The organism is Pseudomonas sp. NPDC047961 (genome assembly GCF_050272435.1).
Classification (GTDB): domain Bacteria; phylum Pseudomonadota; class Gammaproteobacteria; order Pseudomonadales; family Pseudomonadaceae; genus Stutzerimonas.
This window is the reverse complement of sequence record NZ_JBNNMD010000003.1, coordinates 215,074-242,067: the sequence shown is the minus strand read 5'-3', so window position 1 is coordinate 242,067 and position 26,994 is coordinate 215,074. Positions and strand designations below refer to the sequence as shown.

The following is a 26,994-nucleotide window of genomic DNA, read 5'->3' as shown; positions in this document are numbered from 1 at the left end:
AGCTATGACGATCGATTGGGGCAACTTCACTCCTTGGACCGCGCTGGCCGGCGGCGTGCTGATTGGTGCGGCGGCCGGGCTGTTCGTTCTGCTCAATGGCCGTATCGCCGGTATCAGCGGTCTGCTTGCCAGCCTGCTGGAGCGCGATGCTGAGGGGCGGGGGGAAAAGTTGGTGTTCATTGTTGGCGTGTTGCTGGCGCCGTTGTTATGGGTGTCGTTTACCTCCTTACCAGCCTTGGAGTTTCAGTCGGGTTGGCTTGGGCTAGGAGTGGCTGGATTGCTGGTCGGCATCGGTACTCGTTATGGCTCCGGTTGCACCAGTGGCCATGGAGTGTGCGGCATCTCCCGGCTGTCCCCGCGCTCGATCGTGGCGACCCTGACCTTCATGGCAGCCGGTTTCGCTACCGTGTTTGTCCTTCGTCATCTTCTAGGGGGCTGACTATGCGTAAGCTGACCTCGTTTGCCGCCGGCCTGCTATTCGGGCTGGGGTTGCTGCTTTCGGGCATGGCCAACCCAGCCAAGGTGATTGGCTTTCTTGATCTGTTCGGCGCCTGGGATCCGTCGCTGGCGATGGTCATGGTCGGAGCGATCGGGACGGCGCTGGTGCCCTTCAGCCTGGCCAAGGCGCGCCAGCGCTCGTTGCTTGACGCCCCGATGCAATTGCCCAGCAAACGCGAGATTGATGGTCGTTTGGTCGGCGGTAGTTTGCTGTTCGGTGTGGGCTGGGGCATTGCCGGTATTTGTCCGGGCCCGGCGATCGCCGTGTTGCTCAGCGGTCACTGGCAGGTGCTCTTGTTTGTCCTTGCCATGCTCGGCGGGATGTTGCTGTTCTCCGCGCTGGAACGCCGGCGCGCTTGCTGACCTGGAGGTCATTATGAAAGCCAACATCGGAACCATCGACCGCACACTGCGGATCGTCATCGGCCTTGCGCTAATCGGCCTTACTCTAGCTGGCATGATTGGCGTCTGGGGCTGGATTGGTCTGCTGCCCCTAGCCACCGGCCTTTTCCGCTTTTGCCCGGCCTATACGCTGCTCGGAATCAAGACTTGCAAGGCGTGCAGTACCAAGCCCTGACCAGGATGCGGAGGCAGGCTTGTCCAGCAGAAGACCGACGTTGACGTCGGTTTTCTGCTTTATGGACATACTGATTTTGCGAGGTTACTCAAAGCTCGGCAGGCTCGGTTTCGCTACCGGCTTGCCGGCTTCGGTCCAAGCATCGAAACCGCCGGCGATCGATTTCACGTGTAGATAGCCCATGTCTTGCAGCGATGCAGCTGACAGCGCTGCGCGGCCACTGGTCTTGCAGTAGAGCACGATGTTCATGTCTCGTGCGCCCAGCTCGGGTGTACCGCTTAGCTTGAATTCCAACAGGCCACGCGGAATGTTTGTGGCGCCATTGATATGGCCTTCGCGAAACTCATCGGCTTCGCGTACATCGATCACAATATCCGCCGCCTGGATTGCCGCTTCGGCATCGCCAAGGAGTATTTCCTGGATACGGGTCCGGGCCTGTTCGACGAGGTCGTGTGCATTTTTCATCTACGGTCTCCCATGCTGGTTCAGTTGCAACGTTGCCGTTCAAGGGCGTGTCGAGTGGTCTGCGAATCCAGGGCGAGCAGCGCTTCGTACTGGCTGATGAACACCTGCCCGCCGAAGTGTTCGAGGAAATCGGTGCGGCGCAGCCGGTCCATCACGGGCCCCTTTACTTCGGAGAGGTGAAGCTGGACGCCAGCAGTGTGAAGACGTGCGGAGATGGCTTCGAGGCTTTCCAGTGCGCTGGCATCTATCAGATTGACCCCGGGACACATCAGCACGAGATGCTCGGCGTGCGGGTATTGGCCCAACAGCTCGGCAATGCGGTCCTCGAGAAACCGCGCGTTGGGAAAATAGAGGCTTTCATCGACCCGCACCGAAAGCACCCTGGGGCTCTGTACCACGGCGAAACGCTCGATGTTGCGAAAGTGCTCGCTGCCGGGGAGCTGTCCTACGACCGCAATATGCGGTTGGCTGGTTCTCCAGAGAAACAGCAGCAATGATAGGCCCACGCCCATGATGATGCCGGTCTCGACGCCGATCAGCAGTACGCCGAGCATGGTGGCAGCCATGGCGGCCGCATCCTGGCGGGAGTAACGCCAAGTGCGGGTGAGCGCGGTGAGATCCACCAGGCTGAGTACGGCCACGATGATGGTGGCGGCCAACACAGCATGTGGCAGGTTGTGAAACAGCGGTGTGAAGAACAATACCGTCACGCCGATGCCGAATGCTGTTAGCGCACCAGCCAGTGGCGTCTGTGCACCGGCATCGAAGTTAACCACCGAGCGGGCGAAACCGCCGGTGACCGGAAAACCTCCGCTCAGCGCCGCGGCTATATTGGCACCACCCAGGGCGACTAGCTCCTGATTGGGTTCGATGCGTTCGCGGCGTTTGGCGGCCAGGGTTTGTGCCACTGAGACCGACTCGACGAAGCCAACCAGACTGATCAGCACTGCCGCAGGCAGAAGCTGAGCAATAAGGGCCAGGTCTAGCGGTGGCAGGCTCAATGATGGAAGCCCCTGGGGCACTTCGCCGACCACCCGAACCCCTGCAGCGGCGAGGTGAAAGCCGCTGACCGCCGCTATCGCCAGGAGCAGGGCAACGACCGGCCCGATTTTGGTCAGCGTGCCAGCGGTGCGGGCGTCCATGCCCAGCCGTTGCAGCCAGCGGCCCAGGCGGCTACGCACTAAAAACAGGAAAACCAGACTGCTGGTGCCGATGGCGAGTGTGGGCAGGTGCGTTTCTGGCAGGCCTTGGATCAATCCTCGTAGCAGCTGCAGCGCGTTGTCACCAGTGACTGGGATGCCGAGAATGTGCTTGAACTGACCGAGGGCAATCAGTATGCCCGAGGCGCTGATGAAGCCGGAGATCACCGGATGGCTAAGGAAATTGGCGAGGAAACCCAGCCGTAGAACCGCCATGGCCAGCAGGGTCGCGCCGGACATCAGTGCCAGCAGCAGTGCTGCGCCTGCATACGCGGCGCTGCCGGAAGCGAACAAAGGGCCGAGGGCGGCAGCCGTCATCAGCGATACCACGGCGACGGGGCCGACCGCCAAAGTGCGGCTGGTGCCGAAAAGCGTGTATGCGATCAGTGGCAGGATACTGGCGTACAGGCCTGCCACCGGTGGCAGGCCTGCAAGCATCGCGTAGGCCAGGCTCTGCGGGATCAGCATTAGCGTTACGATCAGCGCGGCCAGGCTGTCCTTGGCCGCATCGGCCTTGTCATACTGTTTCCCCCATTCCAGACACGGTAGGTGGCGGGCGAGCCGCTGCATCATCCTTTCTTCTCCTGAGTAAAATCACAGGCGTTGAGCGCCTCGGCTGGCCGTGGCTCGAAGTCCAGATGTTTCGGCTCGGCCAGCCACTCATGGCCCTTGAGCATCATGTCGAAGTAGATCGACGGCATCCACCGTGTTTTCAGTTTCCAGGCCAGACGCCGGGGCACCCTGGGGTCAAGGGGGAAAGTCGGCAACAGTTTGCCGCCGTATCCAAACTCGGCGAGGATCACTTTGCCAAACTCGACAGTTAGTGGGCAGGAGCCATAGCCGTCATAGATGGCTTGCGGTCCCTTGCCGCTGAGCACGCTCAGTACGTTCTCCGCCACAACCGGTGCTTGCTTGCGCACTGCTGCAGCAGTCTTCGCGTTTGGTGCAGAGCACACGTCACCGAGACTGAAGATATTGCCGAAGCGGGGGTGGCGAAGGGTTTCATGCTCGGCTTCGAACCAGCCATCGGCGTTGCTCAGTGGGCTTCGGCGAATGAAATCGGGTGCATGCTGCGGCGGCACGACGTGCAGCAGATCGAACTCGCGTTCGACCGTGCTGCTCTGGCCGGTTCCGTCAGACACCTTGAACCAGGCTTTACGCGCCGGGCCGTCTACTGCGATCAGGTTGTTATTGAAGTTGAGTGTGGCGCCGTAACGTTCCACGTAGCGCATCAGGTCAGGCACGAACTCGGCGACGCCGAACAGCACCGCCCCAGCTGAGCAGAAGTCCACCTGTATGTCCTTCAGCACGCTTCCCTTGAGCCAGTGGTCGCAGGATAGGTACATGGCCTTCTGCGGTGCACCGGCACACTTGATGGGCATGGGCGGCTGGGTGAACAGGGCTTTGCCATGGCGCAGATGCTGTACCAGTTGCCAGGTGTAAGGCGCCAGCTCGAAGGCGTAATTGGACGTCACGCCGAATTTTCCGAGACTGTCACGCACGCCTTCGATAGCGTCCCAGTCGAGGCTCAGGCCCGGACAGACCACCAGCGAGCGGTAACCGATGCGGCTGCCGTCCTCAAGCACCACCTGCTGATGCTCCGGATCGAAGGCCTCGACGGCTGCGCGAATCCACTGTGCCTTTGTCGGGATACAACGGCTCATGGCGCGTTCGGTGTTGGCGCGATCGAACACGCCGGCACCGACGAGCGTCCAGCCCGGCTGATAGTAATGCTGTTCCCGTGGTTCGATGATTGCGATGCGCAGGTCGGGATCGCGCTTGAGCAAACTGGCCGTCACGGCGCAGCCAGCCGCTCCGCCGCCGACTACCAGCACGTCATAACGTGGCGTGGCGGCGAACGTGGGGGTAGGGCTCAGCGGCGGTCCGCCCGCTGCATATTGCCAGTACTGCTCCAGGCGCGGTCGCAGGGCAGTCAAATCGTAATCAGCCTGTCGAGCGGTTTGGATGAGTTGATCAGGGTCCAGATGATGAGCCTCGGCCAACGCCCAGAGAGATGCTGAACGGGTGCCGGTCCGGCAGAACGCCAACACGGGGCCTTTGACCCGCTCCAGAAGCGCGCGAAAGGCTGCGACATCGGTATCGCTGATCTGCCCGGAAACTACCGGAAGGTGGTGGTACTCAAGGCCTGATTGCTCGGCCGCAGCGCGTATAGCATTACTGGACGGCTGGCCTTCGCCCTCGTTGTCCGGACGGTTGTTGATGACGCAGCGAAAGCCGCTTCCCGCCAGCAGGGCCATATCGGCCGGATCCAGCTGGGCGGCCACCGAGATGAAGGGTGTCAGGCGTTTTAGGGTTTGCATGTGACGTCCTCCACGCAGGCAGTTACAGCGCGTCCAAAGGAATCTTCAAATAGCGAGTACCGTTGCTTTCAGGCGCTGGCAGCTCACCGCCGCGCATGTTGATCTGCACCGACGGCAGAATCAGCGCGGGCATCGCCAGGGTGGCGTCGCGCGCGGTGCGCATGGCGACGAAGTCGTCTTCGCTGACGCCGCTGTGTACGTGGATGTTGTGCTCACGTTCGGCTGCAATGCTGGTCTCGTAGCGAAACTCTTCGCGTCCCGGTGCCTTGTAGTCGTGGCACATGAACACCCGGGTCTCGGCTGGTAGCGTGAACAATTTTTGGATCGACTGGTACAGCGTCCGCGCATTTCCACCGGGGAAGTCGCAGCGCGCGGTGCCGTAATCGGGCATGAACAAGGTGTCACCGACGAACGCGGCGTCGCCGATCACATAGGTCATGCAGGCTGGCGTGTGGCCTGGCGTATGAATCGCCCGCGCCTGGATGTGGCCAACCTGAAAGACATCACCGTCGTGGAAGAGACGATCGAACTGACGGCCATCCGTGGCGAACTCGCTACCAGCGTTGAACAGGGCGCCAAAGGTGTCCTGTACCACGGTGATCTGATCACCGATCGCTAATGTCCCCCCCAGCCGCTGTTTTAGGTATGGCGCGGCGCTCAGGTGGTCGGCATGCACATGGGTTTCGAGCAGCCATTGCACCTTCAGGTCGTGTTCGCGCACGTAATCGACCAACCGCTCAGCCCCGGCATGCGAGGTGCGGCCCGACGCCGGATCATAATCCAGCACCGAGTCAATCAACGCACACTGACGCGTTTCTGGGTCGCTGACTACATAGCTGTACGTAAAGGTCGCGGGATCGAAGAACGCTTCAACACGGGCATTCATGGCTTGCTCCTTCGCTTGGCTTGATACGGGTGGGGGTATGCCTGGAAGGATCTTAGCGCTAGATACGGTTATATGCTTAGACTTAATAGTTATTAAGCGGGGCGAGCCAATTCTGCCGGTATTTCAAGGCGAAGCTGAGTTCGCTGACGAAAGCTTTGACCGGCTCGGGCGGGGGGCAGGGATCAGCGTGTTTCGGTGCGGGAGTGGTCGCTGACGATACGGCCATCAACCAATTGAATGGTTCGCGCGCAGTCGGCGGCCAGTCGCGGATCATGGGTCACAACCAGTACGGCGCAACCGAACTGGACATTAATACGGTGGAACAGCTCGAACACGCTTTGCGCGGTGCGAGTGTCGAGATTCCCGGTCGGCTCGTCGGCCAGCAGCAGCGGAGGGCGGGTAACCAGCGCGCGGGCAATCGCGACCCTTTGTTGCTGACCACCGGATATTTGCGTGGGTTTCTTGTCGGCGAACGCGTCGAGCCCGACTTCGTTCAACAGACTGCGGGCCAGGTCGATATCCGCACTCGAGGGCTTGCCATGTCGGATCATCAATGGCATCAGCACATTCTCCAGTACGCTGAACGCAGAAATCAGATGGTGAAACTGAAACACGAAACCGATGGCCTGATTGCGCAGACGTGTGCGGGTTTCATCATCACTGATGCGGGTGGGCTGGCCGAGCAGATAAAGCTCGCCTGAGCTGGGCGCGTCGAGCAGCCCGATCAGGTTAAGCAGGGTGCTTTTGCCGGAGCCGGATGGCCCGATGAGCGCGGTCAGTTCACCGCGGTACAGACGTAAGTCGATACCGTGCAGCACTTCCGTTTCCAGAGGGGTTCCGAAGTTGAATGCCTTGCGTACCTGTTCGAGACGCAGCACTTCTTCGACGTTCTGGCTGGCATCGGATTCAGACATAGCGGATCGCCACGGCAGGGTCGTAGCGCGCCGCGCGGCGCGCTGGCATGGCGGCAGCCAGCACACCGGTAACCGTTGCGACCAGCATTGCCAGAGGTACAAGCGTCGGGTCGACCGGTATGAAAAACAGGCGTGGCCCCGCCAGATTGAAGGCCTGTACCAGACCCCAGCCGACGGCGCCGCCACAAGCTGAGCCGAGCAAACCGAGCAAGCCCCCTTGCAGCAGGAACACGCGGAGTATCTGCCCACGCGGGCTGCCCATCGCCCGTAGAATGCCGATCTCGCGGGTACGTTGGACGACGCTCACGGCCAACACGCTGGCGATGCCAAAGGCAACGGAAATCCCGACAAAGATGCGGATCATCTCAGTGGTCATGCTTTGCGAACTGAGCGCGTTGAGCAGCTGACCGTTGGTTTCCATCCAACTTTCGGCACGCAGGCCGGTCAGGCGGGCCAGTCGTTTGGCGATGCGGTCGGCTTCGAAGATTTCACCGACGGTGGTGTCGATGACAGTGACGCCTCCAGCCAGGTCGAGCAGCGTCTGGGTTTGCTTCAGGTCGAGGTAGACATAGCGCGCATCCAGCTCGCGCACCCCTAGTTCGAAGATCCCGGCGATGTCGACCACCGCCTCGCGGCCTTCGCCGGCGTCTAGCTTTAGCTTGTCGCCGATGCCAAGGCCCAGGTCACGGGCGAGTTCTTTGCCAATCACTGCATTGCCGGCGCCGACAGTGAACTGGCCGGCTATCAGGTCATCGGTCAGTGGGATGATCTGCTGATAACGCACCGGATCGATACCGAGCAGCGCGACGGATGCCCGCGCGACGCCGCGTCGGGCGATAGCCGGACCGCTGATGACGGGCGACACGGCAAGTACCTGCGGATCTTCATCGAGCACGTCGCGAATGTCCTGCCAGTTAATGATCGAGCGCAGGCGCTGCGCTCGTGGATTCTCCAGTACTAACGACCAGCTGCCATCGTCGGCAGGCAGAACGCGGTTGACCTCATCGGGCGGCAGGATACGGATATGCGCCTGGGTGCCCAGGGTCCGTTCGATGACGTTGGCCTGCAGCCCAGTGATCAATGCGGTGATGAACACGATGACCGCAGAGCCGACTGCAATGCCGAAGATGATCAGAAGCGACTGCATGCGGTTGTCCAGGAGGAAGCGCAGGGCAATCAACCATTCCGTCCAGATTGAGTCTGCCAGGCGCACGGCGGTCAATCCTGGATGCCGCGAGGCATCGGTTGCTCACGAACTCGCACGCGCTGGCCAGCTTCGGCATCGCCGGCGAGCACCAGGTCGCCAGCAGCCAGGCCTTCGACCACCTCGCTCAGTGCAGTACCCAGCAGGCCCAGGCGAACATCGACGCGCTCGACCACACCGTCGTTTACCCGTAGCACCTGAGCACGATTGCCGTTGCGGGCGAGGAGGGCATCGTTGGGTAACACCAGCGCCTGTTCACGGCGACCCGTCTCGATGTTCACCGATACCGTCATGCCCTGACGCAAGAAATCGGCTGGCCCCTGCAGGTCGAGGTGGACATCGAGGGTGCCGCGAGCCGTATCGACGCTCGGCGCGATGAAGCTGACCCGTGCTTGCAGCACCCGTTCGGGATAAGCATCAGCGACAACTTTGGCTGCCTGCCCGAGCTCGACTGGCGCCAGGTTCTTCTCGTCCAGAGGCAGGAGGATTTCCCTGCTGCCGGAGCGCGCGATAGTCAGCAGTGTGCGGCCTGGCTGGACCAGGTCACCGGGTTCGACGTCGCGTGTCTGTACGATGCCCTCCACCTGCGCTTGGATGCGGGTTTTCGCCAGCGCCGCGCGTGCCGCTTCCAGGCGCTGGCGCTGCACCTGCTCTTCGCTACCGCCCGCGGCCAGCGCTGCAGCGGCGAACCGTGCACGATCACGCACAGCGCGCGCCGTCAGTTCCGCGCGGCGCGCCTGTTCAAGCGGTTCGGAAGCCAGCAACTTGCGGTCGAACAGTACTTGCCGGCGTTTCAGCTCGCGGCTTGCCTGCTCGAAGTTGTGTTGGGTCTCGCGTGCTGATGCTTCTGCCTGCGGGCGAGTGGAGTCGATCAGTTGCTGCAGGGCAGCTTCGGCTTCGCGCAAACGGGCCCGCTGCTCGTCGTCGCGCAGCTCCAGCAGCAAGTCACCGGCTTTCACCGCATCGCCTTCACGCACATGCCGCTCGGCAACGACGCCAGTGATCTCGCTGCCGATCTGGACCAGCGACTGGGTGTCCACCTCTCCACTGGCGACCACGCGTTGCACCAATGGCCGTGTTTCCAACCGGTAACCAGGCAGCTCCGGTCCTTGCAACTGACGCCAGCCCAGCCAGCCTGCAATCAAAAGCAGCACAATGAGTAATACAAACGCGCGGCGGATTGATTTGGCGGCAGGCAAAACGGACCACTCCCTGTGCGGCACATGACGACCATCAGACGCCACAAGCTTACGGACAATCACGCGTTATGGGTACAGCGCAGGCATCACTCGGCGGAGACAGCCCAACAGCGTTGAATCATCAGCAGACTCTTGGGTTCAAACAGTGAGTCCCTTCGTAGTGCAGGACTATCACAGCCATAGCCTCGCCCTGATAAGAGGCTGCGTACAATCAACCTTCCCGCTGTCAGGATTTACTGATCATGGCGTCAACCGCTCAAAGCCCCGCTGCCGCTTTACGCTCCGTCTGGCTCGCTCAGGCCCAGGCCAGTCCGTGGATTACCCTCAGTCTTGCCGCTGCCGCGGTGGTCGTCCTCCTACTGCTGGTGGCCGGTGGTGTCAACGCTTTCAATAATGAGTCCAGTAACGTTCGCTACGCCATGCTGGGCGGGAGCGCCGGTTTCGTTGCCACGGCTGTTGGCGCTTTTTTGGCGATCGGCCTGCGCGACCTCTCTAGTCGCAGCCAGGACAGCATGCTGGGTTTCGCGGCCGGGATGATGCTGGCAGCCAGTGCATTTTCGTTGATCCTGCCGGGACTGGAAGCCGGCCGTGAGCTGTTTGGCAACGGGCCCGCTGCGGCTTTGACCGTAGTGGTCGGGCTCGGCCTCGGCGTTTTGCTGATGCTCGGGTTGGACCACTTCACACCGCATGAGCATGAGAGCACAGGACCCCGCGGCCCCGAATTCGCGCGGCTTAACCGAGTGTGGCTGTTCGTTCTCGCCATCGCCCTGCACAACATTCCAGAGGGCATGGCCATTGGCGTGAGTTTCGCCAATGGCGACTTGAGTGTTGGTCTGCCATTGACCACTGCGATCTCGATTCAGGACATCCCGGAGGGCCTTGCCGTTGCACTGGCACTGCGCACGACAGGGTTGTCCGCGCGTGCCTCCGTACTGATAGCGGCAGCCTCCGGGCTGATGGAGCCCATCGGTGCGCTGGTTGGCATCGGCATGTCCAGCGGATTCGCCATTGCTTATCCGGTCAGTCTCGGCTTGGCTGCTGGTGCCATGATCTTCGTGGTGTCCCATGAGGTTATCCCTGAGACCCACCGCAACGGCCATCAGACGCCCGCGACGCTCGGATTGATGTTGGGCTTCGCCGTGATGATGTTTCTGGACACCGCGCTGGGTTGAGCTCAGCTAGCGCCAGGCTGCCGCATTAAGGCAGCCCGGCGGATGTGATCGAGCAGGCGCAAGGCTTTGCTTATAGATTTTCCAGTAGCCGGCGGGCTGCTTCCTGGCCGCTGAGCCAGGCACCTTCGACCCGGCCGGACAGGCACCAGTCACCACATGCATACAGGCCCAGTCCGGCGTCGGCTAGCGCCGTCCACTCATGGGCCTGGGCCGGTCGGGCATACAGCCAGCGATGTGCCAGGGTGAACTCCGGTGCCGGCACTACGCAGTCGATCAGCTCCGCGAAAGCGCCGTGCAGGCGCTCGATCACCGCTTCCTTTGATAGGTCGAGATGCTGGCGGCTCCAGTTGCTGGTGCCGTGCAGCACCCAAGTGTCGAATTCGCCGTCTCGCCCCGGTTTGCTGCGGTTGCGAGCGATCCAGTCCAGTGCATCGTCCTGAACGAAACAGCCTTCTACCTGGGTGCTCAACGGTGTGGCAAATCCCAGCGAAACCGCCCATGTCGGTTCCATAGCGACGCTTGCCGCAACGGCCGCGAGCTTGGGGGCGCTTGGTAGCAACGCCGCAGCCTGGGGTGCCGGAACCGCAACCACCACGTGGCTGAAGGGGCCGTGGCTGGCACCGGAGGCGTCGACTAGTGTCCAAAACTGCTCACCGCGAAACACCTCTGTGATGCGGCAACTGAAGGTGACCGGCAGTTCGCCCAACAGGCCGCGGGTGATTGCGCTCATGGTCGGCGTGCCAACCCAGCGCACTTGCTCGTCGGCAGAAGGCGTCAGCTGTCCGTCGCGAGCCTGGAAAAGGCTCGGCGACCACTGGTCGACCCAGCCCTCGGCGTGCCACTGGCGCAGGGCGTCGGTGAAGCGGCGATCCCTGGCGGTAAAGTACTGCGCGCCCAGATCAAGCGAGCCTGCATCGCTGCGTTTACTGGCCATGCGGCCACCACTGCCGCGGCTCTTGTCGAACAGATGTACGGGCTGCCCGGCATCGTGAAGTGTACGGGCTGCGGAAAGGCCCGCGATCCCGGTACCGATGATGGCGATTGGAGCCTTGCTCATGATTACCTCGTGTGCTGGTGCGATCAGCCGCACAAACGATTGGTTGCGGCATGATTTCATGACAAGCGTTCGATAGCGCTTAGCCTCCCCATCCTCTGACAGACGCCTGTCTTTGGCTAGAGGGTTTCGACGCAATGCGGTAAACAGCTCCCCGGTTTCCGGGGTTGCTGACCGACGGTCACGCTCCCTTCGAGCAGCGCATTCGGCCAGGGTATCCGCTGTTCGTAGGCAGTGGTTGTAAGTTGCTGATAAGCCGGTACAATGGCGCCGCTCGCCGCCAGGCGGGTTTGTCATGGTGGGCCCTGCCGGTCCCCCCGCAACGATCAACCGTGAACCCGGTCAGGCCTGGAAGGGAGCAGCCGCAGCGGTGACATTGTGTGCCGGGGTGTGGCTGGTAGGGTTCACCTCCATGACGATAGTATTTTTCCCTCTTTATATTCCCCTAGCATCGGCTTCCTGTGAGTCGGAAAGATTCGTCACGCCTTCTTATCGGCATGATGGGCGACAGCTTGCCGACTGCAATGCTCGAAAAAACCATACAAGTTCGCCCATGGAAGCAGCCGAGAGCGCTTGGCATTGTCGACACGCGCCTCGCTTTAAACGTGGTTGGTAGGACGTAGTCAGTATTCTTTTGCAGGCATCCTGCAGGCACAAACAGCCTGGAATGGATCATTCGAGGGGTTTCGTTTGGCAGTTAAAACAAGCTGGGACATCTTTTGCGTCGTCGTTGACAACTACGGTGACATTGGCGTGACCTGGCGGCTGGCGCGGCAGTTGGTGGCAGAGCACGGCCAGCGCGTGCGGCTGTGGGTCGATGATCTCGATACCTTCGCTCGGCTTTGTCCGGGTAGCAGCACCACCGCCGATCAGCAATGGCATGAAGGTGTCGAGGTGCGTCATTGGACACCTGTTTGGCCCGGCGCAGAGCTGGCCGATGTGGTGATTGAGGCTTTTGCCTGCCAGCTCCCCGACGCATATATAAAGGAAATGGCTTGCAGTGGGCGCCGCATCCTCTGGCTCAACTTGGAATACCTCAGTGCAGAAGATTGGGTGGTGGGCTGCCATGCGCTGCCTTCTATGCAGCCCGATGGCTTGCAGAAGTATTTCTTCTTTCCGGGCTTCGAGCAGGGCACCGGCGGATTGATTCGCGAGGGCGATCTACTGGCACGCCGGGAGGCGTTTCAAGCCAACCCGGTGCTACGTGAAGCCTTTCTCCAGAGCTTCGATTTGACCGCGCCGGCCGGCGCGCGCTTGCTCTCACTGTTCGCCTATGAGAATCGCGCCGTCGCCGGATGGCTCGATGCGCTGGCTGCTGATGCGCGCCCATCGCAGCTGCTGGTGCCTGAGGGCCGGGTTCTGGGCGACGTGGCTGCCTGGCTGGGGCTCGAGCAGTTGCGAGCCGGTGACCGTCATGCCCGTGGTGCGCTGCAGATTGCAGTGCTGCCGTTCATGACCCAGAACCAGTACGACATGCTGCTCTGGTGCTGCGAGTTCAATGCCGTGCGCGGTGAAGAATCCTTCATCCGGGCGCAGTGGGCAGGGCGGCCGTTGGTCTGGCATATCTATCCTCAGGATGAAGATGCGCACTGGGACAAGCTCAACGCTTATCTGGACCTATACGTGCGCGACCTTTCCCCGCAGGCCGAGCTAGCGCTACGTGAGTTCTGGCGGGCCTGGAACGAGGGCACAGGCAGCGGCAAGGCCTGGACCGCGATATTGGAGCATGAGGCAGAGCTGCAGGCGCATGCTGACCGCTGGACACACAAGCAGGTTGCCAACGGCGATCTGGCCGGGAAACTGATGCTTTTTTACGCAGACTGGTTAGGGCCTGCTTCGGTCCGACCCGTGGCTGCTCCGGCTTGACCGTTCGGCAAGGCTGCCAATATAGGGGCGGCAATGGCGCCATACGTCGCAGTAACGCGGCTTGCGACGAAACAGGAACAGACCCTATGATACGCGGCCTGTTTTATGTCTCTAATTCCATTCGGATATTCGTATGAAAACCGCACAAGAGTTCCGTGCCGGCCAAGTGGCCGTTATCAACGGCGCACCCTGGATCATCCAGAAAGCCGAGTTCAACAAGTCCGGTCGTAACAGTGCCGTGGTCAAGATGAAGCTGAAGAACCTGCTCAATGGTTCGGCGACCGAGACCGTTTACAAGGCTGATGACAAGCTGGAGCCGGTCATTCTCGAGCGCAAGGAAGTGACCTATTCCTACTTCGCTGACCCGCTGTACGTCTTCATGGACGAAGAGTTCAACCAGTACGAAATCGAAAAAGATGACCTCGAAGGCGTGATGACCTTCATCGAAGACGGCATGAGTGACGTCTGCGAAGCCACTTTCTATAACGACAAGGTGATCTCGGTCGAACTGCCGAACACCATCGTTCGTGAAATCGTTTACACCGAGCCGTCCGTTCGCGGCGACACGTCCGGCAAGGTGATGAAGACTGCGCGCCTGAAGAATGGCGCCGAGCTGCAGGTTTCTGCTTTTTGCGAAATCGGCGACTCGATCGAAATCGACACTCGCACCGGCGAGTACAAGTCCCGTATCAAGGCCTGATTTCAGCCCTGCGCGGACAAGCCCGGCCTGGCGCCGGTTGACTTGAGACCGAACCCCGCTTAATGCGGGGTTTCGTTTTTTTGGGGGGCGGTGACTAGTGGCGGCCGCCTGCACGGTGTCTGCGTTCATCGCGGTACGCAGGAAACGCGTCATGTAGAAGGTTTCATACTGAAGCGTGGAAGCTGGCATGAGAGGGGTGCGCTTACCCTGCGAAGAAGCGTTCCTTCAACTTGCTTCGGGAGGGTGGCTGTATGCTCAGCCGAATAGGCGCGTCTCCAGCCCGGAACCCCAAGCAGCGGCATTGCGACTGATGTGAGATCAGGCCCTCGGAACAGAGCAGCGGGGGTACCGATTCCGGCGCTGTACCGGTTGAAACGAGTCGACGCGCTGGAGTATGGTTCGGACATCCTTTGGAGAACAGCATGCTGCTCAACCTGATTCCTTTGATCCTTGAACACACTGGCGCCATGCGCTCGGCGTTGCTGCGTGGTCAGGCGATTGCGGCTGACGGTTATTTGTTTGGGTATTGGTTTAGCCATCGGCGCGCCTGATACCCCACAGGCGCCCTAGCAATCAGGGTCGCCACCAGACAGTTTTCGAACCCCCGGTCGGCCACCCGACCGGGGGTTTTGTTTTTTCTGGCCTGAGAAGGCCTCACGTATCGAGGGCAGCACCATGTACAACGAGACCAGCGCTTACCGCACCTACCGCTATGACTGGCGATTTAGCCGCTTCACCGCCGCCGCACCGACACACCTAGACCGAACACTTCGCTAGCGCCGACGCGGCATGCCGCGCCGGCCAAAGGACCGCCAGTCATGAATGCACCACTCAACGCTCCAGCCATCACCTGCAACGTTTCCTCCGCCCCAGCCAGACGTAGCGCTCTTCCGTTACCGAGTCCCGCTTTACTGCGGCAACGGCTGCCCCTCAGCGCATCGCTTGACGAGCGCGTTCGAGATCAACGAGAAGCCATTCGCGCCGTACTCAACGGCGATGACCCGCGCCTGCTGGTGGTGGTTGGCCCTTGTTCGTTGCACGATCCGGTGTCCGCGCTCGAATATGCGGCGCGGCTGGCTGAATTGGCCCCGCAGGTCAGCGATCAGCTGCTGCTGGTGATGCGTGCCTATGTCGAGAAACCACGTACAACGGTCGGCTGGAAGGGGCTGGTTTACGATCCGCAGCTCGATGGTAGCGGTGACATGGCGGAAGGGCTGCACATATCGCGCCGGTTGATGCTAGATATTCTGGCGTGTGGGCTGCCGATCGCGACCGAACTGTTACAACCCCTGGCGGCGGGCTATTTCGATGACCTGCTTGGCTGGGCGGCGATCGGAGCACGTACCAGCGAGTCGCAAATCCATCGTGAAATGGTCAGCGGGCTCGACCTGCCGGTGGGTTTCAAGAACGGCACCGATGGCAGCCTCGGGATTGCTTGCGATGCCATGCGCTCAGCTGAGCATCCGCATCAGCACTTCGGAATCGACGAACTCGGGCATCCAGCGCTGCTGAGCACGAGTGGCAATGCGGACACCCACCTGGTGTTACGTGGCGGGCACTCGGGGCCAAACTATGATGAAGACAGCGTCGCAAAGGCGCGGGATACGTTGCAGCGCCAGGGTATTGCCCAGCGCATCATGGTCGACTGCAGTCATGCCAACAGCGGTAAAAACCCACTGAGTCAGCCAGCGGTGCTGGCGTCCGTTGTCGATCAGCGCATGGCTGGCGATTCGAGTCTGCGCGGCGTGATGCTCGAAAGCCACCTGTTCGACGGCTGCCAGCCACTGTCCGGCGAGCTGAGATATGGCGTATCCATTACCGACGGCTGCCTTGGCTGGAGTGCGACCGAGCGGATGCTGCTTCGCGAGGCGGATCGACTGCGCCGCTAGAGTGAACGAGCCCGGCCGCGACGGTCGGGCTTGCGACGTTGGGTAGCCGAGGGCAACCTGTGCGGCTCGTTCGATCGATGACTCAGGACCTGCATGCGCGACTACAAATGGCTGCACGAATACTGCCTCAATCGTTTCGGCTCGGCCGCAGCGCTGGAGAGCCGCCTGCCACAGCCCAACAGTGGCGATGAGCTTCGCGCGATTGCGGATGACCGTTACCTTTCGCTGATCAGCCTCAGAATCTTCCGGGCTGGGCTCAAGCACAGTCTGGTCGACGCCAAGTGGCCGGCGTTCGAAGAGGTTTTCTTTCGTTTCGATCCCGAAAAGCTGGTGCTAATGGGGGGCGAACACATCGAGCGACTGATGCAGGACGCCCGGATCATCCGCCACCTAGGCAAACTCAAGAGCGTGCCGCGCAACGCCCAGTTCGTGCTAGACGTGGCGAAAGAGAAGGGGAGTTTCGGCAACCTGATCGCTGATTGGCCGATCACCGATATCGTCGGTCTGTGGCGCTATCTGGCCAAGCACGGCACCCAGCTGGGAGGCCTGTCGGCGCCGCGTCTGCTGCGCATGGCGGGTAAGGATACGTTCATCCCCAGCAATGACGTTGTCGCTGCGCTCAAGGCGCAAAAGGTAGTGGACAAGGTGCCCAGCAGCCAGCGGGATCAGGCGGCCGTGCAATCGGTGTTCAACCAATGGCACAGCGAGAGCGGCCGACCCATGTCTCAGCTCTCGGCAATGCTGGCGTTTACGGTCAACCACTGACGAGCTGGGCCTATGAGCGGAGTGTCGAAGCCTGTACGCGTGGCATCGTTGGCCGGCGATGCCGCTCGTGACAGGAACAGCGCATAGCCTGATGTTCTGCGGCGGTTTGGCGCAGCGCCGCCAAAGCGCAGGCGGTGTACAGTCAAAACATGACCATCGTCAAAGACAAGCGTATTCAGATCATATGGGTGCTCTTCACGTGCATCCTGCTCAACGCTTTTGTCTGCAGCCTTAACCACGGCTCCCACATGGGATTCGAGCTGGCCATGGGGCAGGAGCCGTTCTGTGCCAGCAATGCATCGTCAGCTGGCGGCGATGCGTTCCCCGTCGATGTTCATGAGCTGGCTGAGCACGGGCTGGATTGCCCGCTATGCGGCTCGGTCTTTCTTGCCATCGCTGTGTTGTTTGCGCTGGGTTGGCTGGGGTTTCCGGCAACCGTGCCGCTGCCTCGACCTGGCCCGCAACAGCGTGGTCCGCGTTACCACTGGCCATCGCTGAATCCCCGCGCACCCTGATACTCCTGACCGGACTCCCTCGCCGTCCGAATGCAGCCTGGCTGTGGAGCGGACGAAAAGATCGTCGGTGACCCGACGGGATGGTCAATACAGGGGCTTTCACCATGGCCATGATGGAAAAATTTGCTCGCACCGAAGGCCGCATCGGCTTTCGGCTTCCCTTCCCGGATTACCCCAGCAATGCCCGCAGTTTTGTCCACCTGGACGCCCGGTTATTGCCGTACTGGCATGCCTTGTTCGACGTTTGCCCGAGGTTGCTCAAACTCGATCCGCCAGATGGCCTGAACGTCTTTCGTCAGTTCATGACCTGGGCCTACGGCTGCCAACTGGCGCTTGGCTGGACCTTTCACCTCGGCGTCTGCCGCTGGCTGCTGAGTTCCGGTTACCGCGATCTGGTCGAGCCGGAGCATATCGAAACCATGATGATCGCCGCTGCGGCGCGCTGGGTGGCCAGCGACGACAGCGCGGCAATCGGCATCGTGCTTGGCTGGCAAGGCGGTGATCAGCACGTATTCGACTGGAAGCCGCGGGTGCGCCTGGGGATGCGGTCACCCGCGGCCGAGCAGGAGGAGCTTCCTCCCGCCCCTTGGGATTTCGCCTGGAGCCCGCTTTCCACTACGAGTGGCAACGGCTTTCGACGCTGGCTGAGGGTGCCCTGACTGCGACAGTGCGCCGCGGGGGTGTTTTGGCGTTTGTCAGCCAGGCGTTGGGCGCGCGTTGTGATGTTGTGGCCAGACCTCGCGAGGCCTCTAGCGGGCACCGTGCTGCCAATGTTGCGTCTGCTCCGGTCGCGTGGTTTGGCCGCGCTCGCGTTTGACGGCCTGCCTGAAGTCTGCGGTGTTGCTGCGGCGAGGCAGGTTGTCGCAGTTGCCGCTGTGACGGCCGCACCGGACACTTTCCCTGCCTCGGATCCGAGCAGAGTTCCACGGTAGATTCGAGGTGAAGCGATTGGGCCCGGACCGCGACAACCGGGCTTCAGCCCCCTCCCCAAAAGGGGGCTTCAATCGCCTCATGCGGTCGGAGTTCGATGCGCTCGCACAGGGTTCGACACTGAAATGCAAGGAGCTAGGCATGTTTAGGTCATCGCTCAGACGGGACATCGCGCTGGTTCTGCTGGTCAAGCTCGCGATCCTCATAACCATAAAAACGATCTGGTTCGATGCGCCCAGCACTCCGGAAAACGGCTCGGCGCGAGTTGCCGAGTATTTGCTTTATTCACGGGATTCTATCCCTGAGGGAGGACCGAGATGATCTCGGAAAGCGTTGTCGATCTGTCACGCCTGCAGTTCGCCATGACGGCGATGTATCACTTTCTTTTCGTGCCGCTGACCTTGGGGCTGGCCTTCCTGCTGGCCATCATGGAGTCGGTCTACGTCATGACCGGCAAGCAGGTCTACAAGGACATGACCCAGTTCTGGGGCAAGCTGTTCGGTATCAATTTCGCCCTCGGCGTCACCACCGGACTGACCATGGAGTTCCAGTTCGGCACCAACTGGGCCTACTACAGCCACTACGTGGGCGACATCTTTGGCGCCCCGCTGGCGATCGAAGGCCTGATGGCGTTCTTCCTCGAGTCGACCTTTATCGGTCTGTTCTTCTTCGGCTGGGATCGACTGAGCCGGGTGCAACATCTGGCGGTCACCTGGTTGGTGGCGCTAGGGTCGAACCTGTCGGCATTGTGGATCCTGATCGCCAACGGCTGGATGCAAAATCCGGTGGGCTCGGAATTCAACTTCGAAACCATGCGCATGGAACTGGTGGATTTCGGCGCGCTGCTGTTCAACCCCGTGGCACAAGTCAAATTCGTGCACACGGTGTCGGCCGGTTACGTCACTGGGGCGGTCTTTGTGTTGGCGATTTCGTCCTTCTATATGCTGAAGAAGCGTGACCTGGGCTTCGCTCGTCGCTCCTTCGCCATCGCTGCGGTGTTCGGTCTGGCTTCGACCCTCTCCGTGATCATCCTCGGCGACGAGTCCGGCTATGAGATTGGCGACGTGCAGAAGGTCAAGCTGGCCGCCATCGAGGCCGAGTGGGAAACCCACCCGGCACCGGCCGGCTTCACCCTGTTCGGTTTGCCCAATCAGCAGGAACAGCGAACCGACTATGCGGTGAAGATTCCCTATGCGCTGGGGCTGATCGCGACGCGCTCGCTGGACGAGGAGGTCAAGGGCATCAAGCAGCTAGTCGCCGAGCACGAGTTGCGCATCCGCAACGGCATGCTTGCCTATCAGCGTTTGCAAACACTGCGTGCCGGCGATAAGTCACCGCAGGCCATCGCCGCGTTCAACGAGGTCAAGCAGGACCTGGGTTACGGCCTGCTGCTCAAGCGCTATACCGACAAGGTGGTTGATGCCAGTGACGAGCAGATCCGCCTGGCCGCACTGGATACCATCCCCGATGTGTTCAGCCTGTTCTGGACCTTTCGCGCCATGGTCCTGGCGGGTTTCCTCATGTTGCTGCTGTTTGGTCTGGCCAGCTGGGCTTCGATCAAGCGCAATGCCGAGAACAGGCCTTGGCTGCTCAAGTTCGCCTTGTTCAGCCTGCCGCTGCCATGGATCGCAGCGCAGACCGGCTGGTACGTCGCCGAGCATGGCCGTCAGCCCTGGTCGATCGCCGAACTGCTGCCGACGCATCTGTCCGCCTCGACGTTGGCGGCGGGGGATATCTGGGGTTCGCTGGTGGCGCTGGTGGCTTTCTACACGCTGCTGCTGGTGGTGGAAATGTTCCTCATGATCCGTTTCGCCCGCCTCGGGCCAAGCAGCTTGCACACCGGCCGCTATCACTTCGAGCTCGAAGCAGCCGCCGCCAACCACATGCGCAAGCTGCGCGACGCCGTTGCCGTGCCGAAAGCTGCAAAAGACGCGCCCACCGAACCGACCGCTGTGTGAGGTAAACAAGATGTTCGACTACGAAGTTCTCAAGCTCATCTGGTGGGTATTGATCGGCGTGTTGCTGATCGGCTTCGCTCTGACCGATGGCTTCGACATGGGCGCCATGGCGTTGATGCCTTTCGTCGGCAAGACCGATAACGAGCGTCGCGTGGCGATCAATACGATTGCGCCGCACTGGGATGGCAACCAGGTGTGGTTCATTACCGCTGGCGGTGCGCTGTTTGCAGCCTGGCCGATGGTCTATGCAGTGGCGTTTTCCGGGCTTTACTGGGCAATGCTGCTGGTGCTCTTCGCACTGTTCTGCCGGCCGGTGGGCTTCGACTACCGTAGCAAGGTGGAAGACCCGCGCTGGCGCAGTGCCTGGGACTGGGCTCTGTTCGTCGGAGGCGCGGTGCCAGCGCTGGTGTTCGGTGTGGCCTTCGGCAACCTGTTTCTCGGCCTGCCGTTCCAGCTCGACGAGCTGATGCGGTCCAGTTATCACGGCTCGTTCTTCGATTTGCTCAACCCCTTCGCGCTGCTTTGCGGCATCGTCAGCCTGAGCATGCTCTGCGCCCATGGCGGTGCCTGGCTGATGATGCGCACTGAAGGTGCATTGGGCGAGCGCTCGCGTCTGGCCACCCGCTTGTGTGCGCTGGTATTTCTGATTGGCTTCGTCGGGGCGGGCCTGTGGCTGGCGTTCGGCATTCAAGGCTTTAACCAGTTATCGGTCACGGATCCGGGGGCGGCGCTCAATCCCCTGCTGGACAAGCAGGTGATGCAGGACAACGCGGGTTGGCTCGGCAACTACAGTCGTTACCCCAGCACCCAGATCGCACCAATCGCCGGAATCATCGGCGCGCTGATAGCGCTGCTGGGCGCCCGTCGCAACAGCGGCGGGGTGAGCTTCCTCGGTACCAGTCTGATGATTGTCGGCAGCATCTGCACCGCGGGCTTCGCCTTGTTTCCCTTCGTCTTCCCGTCAAGCCTCGATCCGGCCTCCAGCCTCACCCTGTGGGACGCCGTTTCGAGCTACAAGACGCTGGGCATCATGTTCGTCGTGGTCTGCATCTTCGTGCCGCTGATTCTCTGCTACACGCTGTGGAGCTATATCCGCATGTGGGGCCGGCTAAACGATAAGACCATCGAAGCCAACCCGCACGGTTTGTACTGAACCCCTGGCTTGGCGCCAGCGCGCCTGGCTCTGACGTCCCAATGGAGAAATCATCATGTGGTACTTCACCTGGATTCTCGGCGTACTGCTGGCTTGCAGTTTCGGCATCATCAGCGCGCTCTGGTTCGAAGCGACCCAAGACCTCGATGCGGAGCTGAGCAGTGATCGGCTCAGCCAATAGCGTCTTCTACCGCAGGCCCGGTTGCGTGCTCTCGCTGCTGCTGGCCACGCCGCTGGCCCTGCTGCTGCTGATTCACCCTGCGGCGATGCTCGACGGAGCAGGTGGATATGACCATTCGCGGCTGATGCTGGTGATGTGGGGCATATCGGCGGGCTTCATTCATGGCGTCGGCTTCGTGCCGCAGCATTGGCTTTGGCGCCTGCTGTTCCATCCAGCCGCCGCCTGGCTGCTGATGGGGCTTGGCTACCTGATCCTGTGGCGTGCGCAGCAGTAGCGCGGCTGGCCGATCTGCCGCGGCGGCACAGTTCTTTGCAACCGGTTCGGCTTATTCAGAGGAGCAATACGTGAACGCAACCGTTGAGCCCACTCCTTACCAGCAACTGGGCGGCGATACGCCGCTACGCCAGTTGGTCGACCGCTTCTATGACGTCATGCTCAGCGAGCCCAGCGTCGAGACAGTGCGCGCCATGCACTGCGCGGATACCACTCAAATCCGCGAGCGGCTCTTCGACTTTCTCTCCGGATGGCTGGGCGGACCTTCCCGCTTCATTGAAAAGCACGGCCATCCGCGGCTGCGAATGCGACATCGCTTTTTCCAGATAGGTGAGGCCGAGCGCGACCAGTGGATGCTGTGCATGCGCCAAGCATTGGCAGAGATCACCATGGACGCCAGCCTGAGGGATCGCCTCGAGCAGGCGATCATGCAAATGGCCGAGATGCTGCGCAATGATGCGCCACGTACTTGCGATGGTGGCGGCTTCGGCTGCTCGGCCTCGACGCCTTGGGGCGAGCGCTGTGGGCGTTGAACAGCGGGACGATCATGGCTGAACGTTGGGATATCAAGTTGCGCCTGTTGCACTGGGCCGTCGCCGTGACCGCGATGTTCCAGCAGTTCAGCAGCTTGTGGATGTCTGATCCTGGTAGCCAATACCTGTTTCCCTGGCATCGGTTGGTCGGCATGCTGGCGGCACTGATCGTGCTGCTGTTCTGGCTTTACAGCTATGCCGTGTACGACCTGCAGCGCTTGTTTCCGTGGGGGCGCGACGGGCGCCGTATGGTGTTGCGTGAGGGTTTTGATCTGGTGCACGGCAAGTTGCCGCCAAGCGGCCCGCGTCGTGGGCTTTCCAGCTTCGTGCATGGGCTGGGCCTGCTGGCACTCAGCGGCTGTGCAGCTACCGGTATGGTTCTGTTCGCGATTATTCCGCCCGGGCACGTCGGCCCACCAGCCGATGGTTTGGCGTTCACCCGCTACACCTTGCAGCATAAATTCTTCGGCCAGCTGCTCTGATACTACTGGTATGGCCACGTAATGTTCGCTGTGGTCCACCAACTCAGAGGCGATAACCTGTTAGGGACGATCTTCGGTTTGGGCCGAGAAAATCGCCGCGACGGATGATCAACTGTGAGTTGAAGTGCAGGTCGCTTAGACGTTTTGTCGCAGCTAGTCGGTCACATTTTCCGCAATAGAATTTGCTCATCGGAACGATGGCAGGCATAGTTTCGCCACTTTCGACTTCCCGGCCTGTCAGTGCTATGCGCCAACGCCTCGCACCCCTGTTGCCCTTTGCTCTGATCACGTTGTTGACGGCCTGTGCCATGCAGCCGGAGCAAACCGAAAGTCCGCTGCTGACGCAGCGCTTTCAATTCGATTTCCCGATTGCAACGTCGGAGGCGGATGCCGACCCTGAAGCGGTAACAGCCGAACCCACCGAGCAGCAACTTCCTGAGTTCGCCGATGACGAGAGCTACGAGTTGCCGGCTCTGGCCGACAGCCTGCTTGAGCGCGGTTTCACGCTGGTGGGCACCCCGTACCGCTATGGTGGTAGCTCCAGAAAAACCGGCTTTGATTGCAGTGGCTTCGTCAGCTTCCTGTTTCGCAAGGAGGCTGGCATCGAGCTGCCACGCTCGACCCGCGAAATGATCAATCTGGATGCGCCGAAGATCAAACGCAGCGAGCTGGAGCCGGGCGATGTGGTCTTCTTCAATAACCGCGGGCGCGGCCAGGTCAGCCATGCCGGCATCTACATTGGCGGTGACCAGTTCATTCACTCGTCCAGCAGTCGCAGCGGCGGCGTTCGCGTCGATAGCCTTGATGACAAGTACTGGCGTTCCAGCTTCATGCAAGCCAAGCGCGTCCTGGCGCTGGCCCATAATTCAAGCACCATCCCCACTCATCACTGAGTGTTGAGATAGGCCCGCATCAGGCTTGCATCCACTTCCGCATGCCGGCAGAGTGATGGCTCATTTGTCTGGACTGCTCTGCCATGCCTTCTCTGGCTCGTTCTACAGCTGTTCTGCTGGCCGCGATGCTGCTTGCTGCTTGTTCCAGCCAAGCACCGGTCGAGCCCATCGTCGTCGCGCCTTCACCACCACCCCAACACTTTCCCGGCACAGCTGAGGAAGTTCTGTTCTCCGCTTTGGGTCTGGTCGGTACGCCGTATCGCTACGGCGGCAACACCCCGGATGGCGGCTTCGATTGCAGCGGTCTGATCAACTATGTCTACCGAGGCGCGGCCGGTGTCGCTTTGCCACGTACGACTCGTGAGATGAACGCCATGCGGGGCGCCACTATCAGGCGTAATGACTTGAAAGCGGGTGATCTGCTGTTCTTTGCCACCAGCGGCGGGCGTCGTGTCAGCCACGCGGCCATCTATGTCGGCGAAGGGCGTTTCGTCCATGCGCCCTCAACCGGCGGAACGGTACGTCTGGACAGTCTTTCCAACAGTTACTGGCAGAAGAACTACCTCAGCGCCAAGCGCGTGCTCGACAGTGAGCGTCTCGCGCAAAATCCGTAACGCTGGCTGGAGCCGAACATGACAGGCGCGGTCACTACTTTCTGTTTGGGGCTGCGACTGTGGAATCGTTAGATGACGCCTCTCCTGCGTTTGCCTGACCCACCTGAAGCGTGCGAGCTGTGCCTACGTCAGACGCCTTTGACCCGCCATCACCTGATTCCCAAGGCATTACACGGCAAAAGCTACGTACGCAAACGATTCGGGCGCGAAGAACGAATCACCGCAACACTGTGGGTCTGCCGGCCCTGTCATAACCAGATTCATCGCCTGTTCAGCGAGAAGGAGCTGGCGCTCCGCTATAACAGCCGCGATGCATTATTGGCCGATCCAGGTCTGCGCACCTTTGTGGACTGGCTGTCGACCAAGCCGGCCGGGTTCGTGCCGCGCCATTAGTTTCGACCGCGTCTGGGTCAGCGCGTCGGAATAATTCGAAATACTCTCCGGTTTGACATTTGCCAGGTGTCGAGTTGTCGCACTTTGGCTATGATCGGCGCCCCAACTTCTCGGGTGCGCATCCTGCGCACAAACCGTTCCCCTTATGCCCTAGGTGCCCCATGCCTGAAATACTTCAGTACGTGCTGATCGGCCTTGCCGTTGCCGCTCTGCTCGGTGTCGTTCTTGAAGAAATCACCCACATCAACAAAGCCAAGGTCACGCTGTTTTTTGGCACCTTTGCTTGGATGTTGCTGTTCATTTTTTCCCCAGAAGGCGCCGAGCGCGATCTGGTCCTGGAAAGCCTCAACGAGAACATTGCCGAAATCGCCGGGCTGTGGATATTCCTCGTCGCCGCGATGACCTTCGTCGCCTATCTGAACAAGAAAGGGTTGATTGAAAACCTGATCTATCTGGTCCTGCCCAAACAAATCAGCGAACGGCAGTTGCTGTTCCTGACCGCGACGTTCTGCTTCGTGTTTTCCTCGTTGGCGGACAACATTACCGCCACGCTGGTATCGATCACGCTGATCATGTCGCTCAAGCTCAGCGCCGAAAAGACCATCAAATATGCGGCGCTGGTGGTGTTTGCGGTTAACTCGGGTGGCGTGGCGCTGATCACTGGTGACGTAACCACCTTGATGATCTTCCTTGCGGGGAAAGTACAGATTCTGCAACTGCTGCTGTTGGCGCTTCCGGCGTTTCTGGCGGTCATGCTGCTGGCGGCGATGCTCTCGCTGGGCATGAACGGTCAGGTGGTGGTGGAAAGCCATCGCACCGATGTCCGCCGGGTCGATATTGCCATCGCGCTGATTTTCCTTGGCACTATTCTGTGCACCATCGCTGGTAACTTCTTCTTCCAGATACCGCCCGTGCTGACCTTCCTGACCGGCTTGTCGATCATGTTTCTGGTGGCGCGCTTCTTCAGCGATGACATCGAAACCGATCCGATTCTGGAATACGTACGCCAAGTCGAATTCGAGACCCTGCTGTTCTTCCTCGGCATCCTGCTCTTGGTCGGCATGCTCAAGGAAATCCATGTGCTCGATGGGTTGGTGCAAATCTACGATCAGGTGCCTGCAGTGGTGGCCAACTACCTGATGGGCATCTTGTCCGCAGCGATCGACAACGTACCCCTGACCGCTGCACTGCTGAAGTCTGGGCTCGAGATGGGGATTGCCGAGTGGATGGTGCTTACCTATGCAGTCGGCGTGGGCGGTTCGCTGCTGGTCATCGGGTCCGCGGCGGGCATTGTGGCCATGAGCAAGGTGCCGGGGCTCACCTTCGGTAGCTATCTCAAGTACAGCCTGTACCTGTTCATCGCATTCAATCTTGGCTTCGCCGGCGTCTATCTGACCGGCCTGGTGGTGGCGGGCGCGCTGGGCTGAGTCGCGCTTGGGCGCGGTCGCTCATAGCCGTTGGGTGAGCTGCCGCGCTTACCAGTGCAGGTTGAAGTGCGAACCGAGCACAAATTGATCATCGAGCAGGTCCCAGCGTTCGACGCAGACCTTCTTGTCAGCGCCAGGGTGCAGCTTCATACGATTGAACGAGTTCGGCGATGTACCACGGACTCGTGATGACAGGGTGGTTCCGGCCTGAACCATCCAGATCTCCCGTGACAGCGCGGTGTACTGCTTGGACAACGGCAATACATAGGGCAGGTGGATGTGCCCGCCCATAACCAGGTCCAATCCTTCATCGGCCCAGCGGTGCAGCGCAGCATCGGCGTTGTGCTGCAGATTGCTCAGATCGCTCAGCACCATCGCGCCGAAAGGCTGGTGCGCCACGACAATACGCACCTTGTTCGGATCGCTCTGCTTGAGCCGCCGCGTGACGGCCTGCACTTGCTCGTCCGTCACCAGCCCATCCTTGTGCCGCCGTGGGTGGGTGGTATTGAGACCGATCACCAACATCTCGTCATTCTCGAAGGTTGGCTCCAGATCCTCACCGAAGTGGCGGCGATAGTTGCGGTAGGGCATGAGGAAGCGAGCAAAGACGTTGTACAGCGGGATGTCATGGTTACCCGGAATCACCAGCGCTTCTGGGATGCCGTGACCATGCAGGCGCTTGACGAAGGCCTGGGCGTCGGCGAACTGTTCGGCCTTGGCGCGCTGCGTGATGTCGCCGGAAAAGATCAGCAGATCTGCGCCATGCTCGCGCACGTGGTCTTCCATGGCTTGCACGACGGCGGCCTGTTCGGTGCCGAAGTGGGTGTCGGAAATCTGCACGATGCTGGTCATGGGTGGGCGTATTCTCGTCTGGTGTGCGTGACGGGTGGCATTGTTGCATTCGAAGCCATTCGGCGCCCGGCGTTCCGGTAA

Annotated in this window: 31 protein-coding genes and 1 other RNA gene; 23 read left to right on the top strand and 9 right to left on the bottom strand. The window is 60.8% G+C overall.

The features are described from left to right. Positions 1-4 precede the first annotated feature (4 nt). The 3 genes from ACQKIK_RS11885 to ACQKIK_RS11875 are packed head-to-tail and all read left to right on the top strand — an operon-like array spanning position 5 to position 1,075. Entirely contained in the window at positions 5-439 is a 435-nt protein-coding gene (locus ACQKIK_RS11885; protein ID WP_046162270.1) for a YeeE/YedE family protein, read from the top strand. Positions 440-441: 2 nt separating this feature from the next. Beyond that, on the top strand, positions 442-861 hold the full coding sequence (locus tag ACQKIK_RS11880; protein WP_499136091.1) for a DUF6691 family protein: 420 nt from the start codon (positions 442-444) through the stop codon (positions 859-861). Between the two features lie 13 nt (positions 862-874). Continuing rightward, positions 875-1,075, top strand: a complete 201-nt coding sequence (locus ACQKIK_RS11875; protein ID WP_045425862.1) for a YgaP family membrane protein — start codon at positions 875-877, stop codon at positions 1,073-1,075. Between the two features lie 84 nt (positions 1,076-1,159). Here the strand turns inward: ACQKIK_RS11875 and ACQKIK_RS11870 are convergent, their stop codons facing one another. From ACQKIK_RS11870 to ACQKIK_RS11840, 7 genes are all read right to left on the bottom strand, one after another. After that, entirely contained in the window at positions 1,160-1,540 is a 381-nt protein-coding gene (locus ACQKIK_RS11870) for a rhodanese-like domain-containing protein (RefSeq protein ID WP_127839654.1), read from the bottom strand. Positions 1,541-1,560: 20 nt separating this feature from the next. Further along, positions 1,561-3,312, bottom strand: a complete 1,752-nt coding sequence (locus tag ACQKIK_RS11865) for a SulP family inorganic anion transporter (protein WP_127839653.1) — start codon at positions 3,310-3,312, stop codon at positions 1,561-1,563. Further along, positions 3,309-5,060, bottom strand: coding sequence for a bifunctional protein tyrosine phosphatase family protein/NAD(P)/FAD-dependent oxidoreductase (locus ACQKIK_RS11860; RefSeq protein WP_127839652.1), 1,752 nt, complete (start codon positions 5,058-5,060; stop codon positions 3,309-3,311). Before ACQKIK_RS11860 ends, ACQKIK_RS11865 begins: the two co-directional genes overlap by 4 nt. A 22-nt stretch (positions 5,061-5,082) precedes the next feature. Then, complete coding sequence (locus tag ACQKIK_RS11855; RefSeq protein ID WP_499136090.1) at positions 5,083-5,946, bottom strand: MBL fold metallo-hydrolase; 864 nt, start codon at positions 5,944-5,946, stop codon at positions 5,083-5,085. Between the two features lie 182 nt (positions 5,947-6,128). Next, positions 6,129-6,860, bottom strand: coding sequence for an ABC transporter ATP-binding protein (locus tag ACQKIK_RS11850; protein WP_499136089.1), 732 nt, complete (start codon positions 6,858-6,860; stop codon positions 6,129-6,131). Further along, positions 6,853-8,073, bottom strand: coding sequence for an ABC transporter permease (locus ACQKIK_RS11845; RefSeq protein WP_499136088.1), 1,221 nt, complete (start codon positions 8,071-8,073; stop codon positions 6,853-6,855). The genes ACQKIK_RS11850 and ACQKIK_RS11845 overlap by 8 nt, the downstream gene beginning before the upstream one ends. 5 nt (positions 8,074-8,078) lie before the next feature. Continuing rightward, positions 8,079-9,263: an efflux RND transporter periplasmic adaptor subunit gene (locus ACQKIK_RS11840; RefSeq protein ID WP_463307631.1), complete on the bottom strand. Its 1,185-nt coding sequence runs from the start codon at positions 9,261-9,263 to the stop codon at positions 8,079-8,081. Positions 9,264-9,505: 242 nt separating this feature from the next. On the opposite strand from ACQKIK_RS11840, the gene ACQKIK_RS11835 reads away from it, so the two are divergent. Then, positions 9,506-10,435, top strand: coding sequence for a ZIP family metal transporter (locus tag ACQKIK_RS11835; RefSeq protein WP_499136087.1), 930 nt, complete (start codon positions 9,506-9,508; stop codon positions 10,433-10,435). Positions 10,436-10,505: 70 nt separating this feature from the next. Here ACQKIK_RS11835 and ACQKIK_RS11830 read toward each other — a convergent pair whose 3' ends face one another. Continuing rightward, on the bottom strand, positions 10,506-11,492 hold the full coding sequence (locus tag ACQKIK_RS11830) for an NAD(P)/FAD-dependent oxidoreductase (protein WP_046162393.1): 987 nt from the start codon (positions 11,490-11,492) through the stop codon (positions 10,506-10,508). Between the two features lie 303 nt (positions 11,493-11,795). On the opposite strand from ACQKIK_RS11830, the gene ffs reads away from it, so the two are divergent. The 19 genes from ffs (at position 11,796) to nhaD (ending at position 26,061) form a co-directional block, all read left to right on the top strand. After that, positions 11,796-11,892, top strand: an RNA gene (ffs, locus tag ACQKIK_RS11825) — signal recognition particle sRNA small type. Positions 11,893-12,179: 287 nt separating this feature from the next. After that, complete coding sequence (earP, locus tag ACQKIK_RS11820) at positions 12,180-13,355, top strand: elongation factor P maturation arginine rhamnosyltransferase EarP (RefSeq protein ID WP_499136085.1); 1,176 nt, start codon at positions 12,180-12,182, stop codon at positions 13,353-13,355. 133 nt (positions 13,356-13,488) lie between these two features. After that, entirely contained in the window at positions 13,489-14,055 is a 567-nt protein-coding gene (efp, locus tag ACQKIK_RS11815; protein ID WP_045425888.1) for an elongation factor P, read from the top strand. A gap of 422 nt (positions 14,056-14,477) precedes the next feature. Next, positions 14,478-14,606 (top strand): hypothetical protein, encoded by a 129-nt coding sequence (locus tag ACQKIK_RS11810; RefSeq protein WP_499136083.1) that lies wholly within the window; start codon positions 14,478-14,480, stop codon positions 14,604-14,606. A gap of 267 nt (positions 14,607-14,873) precedes the next feature. Beyond that, on the top strand, positions 14,874-15,944 hold the full coding sequence (locus ACQKIK_RS11805; protein ID WP_499136082.1) for a 3-deoxy-7-phosphoheptulonate synthase: 1,071 nt from the start codon (positions 14,874-14,876) through the stop codon (positions 15,942-15,944). A 93-nt stretch (positions 15,945-16,037) separates the two neighbouring features. Beyond that, positions 16,038-16,709, top strand: coding sequence for a DNA-3-methyladenine glycosylase I (locus tag ACQKIK_RS11800; protein ID WP_499136080.1), 672 nt, complete (start codon positions 16,038-16,040; stop codon positions 16,707-16,709). A gap of 149 nt (positions 16,710-16,858) precedes the next feature. After that, positions 16,859-17,224 (top strand): DUF2946 domain-containing protein, encoded by a 366-nt coding sequence (locus ACQKIK_RS11795; RefSeq protein WP_499136078.1) that lies wholly within the window; start codon positions 16,859-16,861, stop codon positions 17,222-17,224. 104 nt (positions 17,225-17,328) lie between these two features. Further along, positions 17,329-17,883 carry a putative natural product biosynthesis protein gene (locus ACQKIK_RS11790; RefSeq protein ID WP_499136076.1) on the top strand — a complete coding sequence of 185 codons (555 nt, stop codon included), beginning with the start codon at positions 17,329-17,331 and terminating at the stop codon, positions 17,881-17,883. A gap of 352 nt (positions 17,884-18,235) precedes the next feature. Next, positions 18,236-18,475, top strand: a complete 240-nt coding sequence (gene cydP / locus ACQKIK_RS11785; RefSeq protein WP_335743687.1) for a cytochrome oxidase putative small subunit CydP — start codon at positions 18,236-18,238, stop codon at positions 18,473-18,475. After that, on the top strand, positions 18,472-20,112 hold the full coding sequence (locus ACQKIK_RS11780; RefSeq protein WP_499136075.1) for a cytochrome ubiquinol oxidase subunit I: 1,641 nt from the start codon (positions 18,472-18,474) through the stop codon (positions 20,110-20,112). Before cydP ends, ACQKIK_RS11780 begins: the two co-directional genes overlap by 4 nt. 10 nt (positions 20,113-20,122) lie before the next feature. Beyond that, entirely contained in the window at positions 20,123-21,265 is a 1,143-nt protein-coding gene (gene cydB, locus ACQKIK_RS11775; RefSeq protein WP_499136073.1) for a cytochrome d ubiquinol oxidase subunit II, read from the top strand. A 55-nt stretch (positions 21,266-21,320) separates the two neighbouring features. Beyond that, complete coding sequence (gene cydX, locus ACQKIK_RS11770; protein ID WP_046162254.1) at positions 21,321-21,446, top strand: cytochrome bd-I oxidase subunit CydX; 126 nt, start codon at positions 21,321-21,323, stop codon at positions 21,444-21,446. Continuing rightward, positions 21,427-21,720, top strand: a complete 294-nt coding sequence (locus ACQKIK_RS11765; protein ID WP_499136072.1) for a cyd operon YbgE family protein — start codon at positions 21,427-21,429, stop codon at positions 21,718-21,720. Before cydX ends, ACQKIK_RS11765 begins: the two co-directional genes overlap by 20 nt. 70 nt (positions 21,721-21,790) lie before the next feature. Next, positions 21,791-22,252, top strand: coding sequence for a group II truncated hemoglobin (locus ACQKIK_RS11760; protein ID WP_499136071.1), 462 nt, complete (start codon positions 21,791-21,793; stop codon positions 22,250-22,252). A 14-nt stretch (positions 22,253-22,266) separates the two neighbouring features. Next, complete coding sequence (locus ACQKIK_RS11755) at positions 22,267-22,734, top strand: cytochrome b/b6 domain-containing protein (protein WP_499136070.1); 468 nt, start codon at positions 22,267-22,269, stop codon at positions 22,732-22,734. Between the two features lie 245 nt (positions 22,735-22,979). Beyond that, complete coding sequence (locus tag ACQKIK_RS11750) at positions 22,980-23,627, top strand: C40 family peptidase (RefSeq protein ID WP_499136069.1); 648 nt, start codon at positions 22,980-22,982, stop codon at positions 23,625-23,627. A gap of 83 nt (positions 23,628-23,710) precedes the next feature. After that, entirely contained in the window at positions 23,711-24,241 is a 531-nt protein-coding gene (locus ACQKIK_RS11745) for a C40 family peptidase (protein ID WP_499136068.1), read from the top strand. A gap of 72 nt (positions 24,242-24,313) precedes the next feature. Further along, positions 24,314-24,634 carry a hypothetical protein gene (locus ACQKIK_RS11740; protein WP_045425909.1) on the top strand — a complete coding sequence of 107 codons (321 nt, stop codon included), beginning with the start codon at positions 24,314-24,316 and terminating at the stop codon, positions 24,632-24,634. A gap of 161 nt (positions 24,635-24,795) precedes the next feature. Continuing rightward, positions 24,796-26,061, top strand: a complete 1,266-nt coding sequence (nhaD, locus tag ACQKIK_RS11735; RefSeq protein ID WP_499136067.1) for a sodium:proton antiporter NhaD — start codon at positions 24,796-24,798, stop codon at positions 26,059-26,061. 48 nt (positions 26,062-26,109) lie between these two features. Here nhaD and ACQKIK_RS11730 read toward each other — a convergent pair whose 3' ends face one another. Next, positions 26,110-26,913, bottom strand: coding sequence for a metallophosphoesterase family protein (locus tag ACQKIK_RS11730; protein WP_463307616.1), 804 nt, complete (start codon positions 26,911-26,913; stop codon positions 26,110-26,112). Positions 26,914-26,994: the final 81 nt, after the last annotated feature.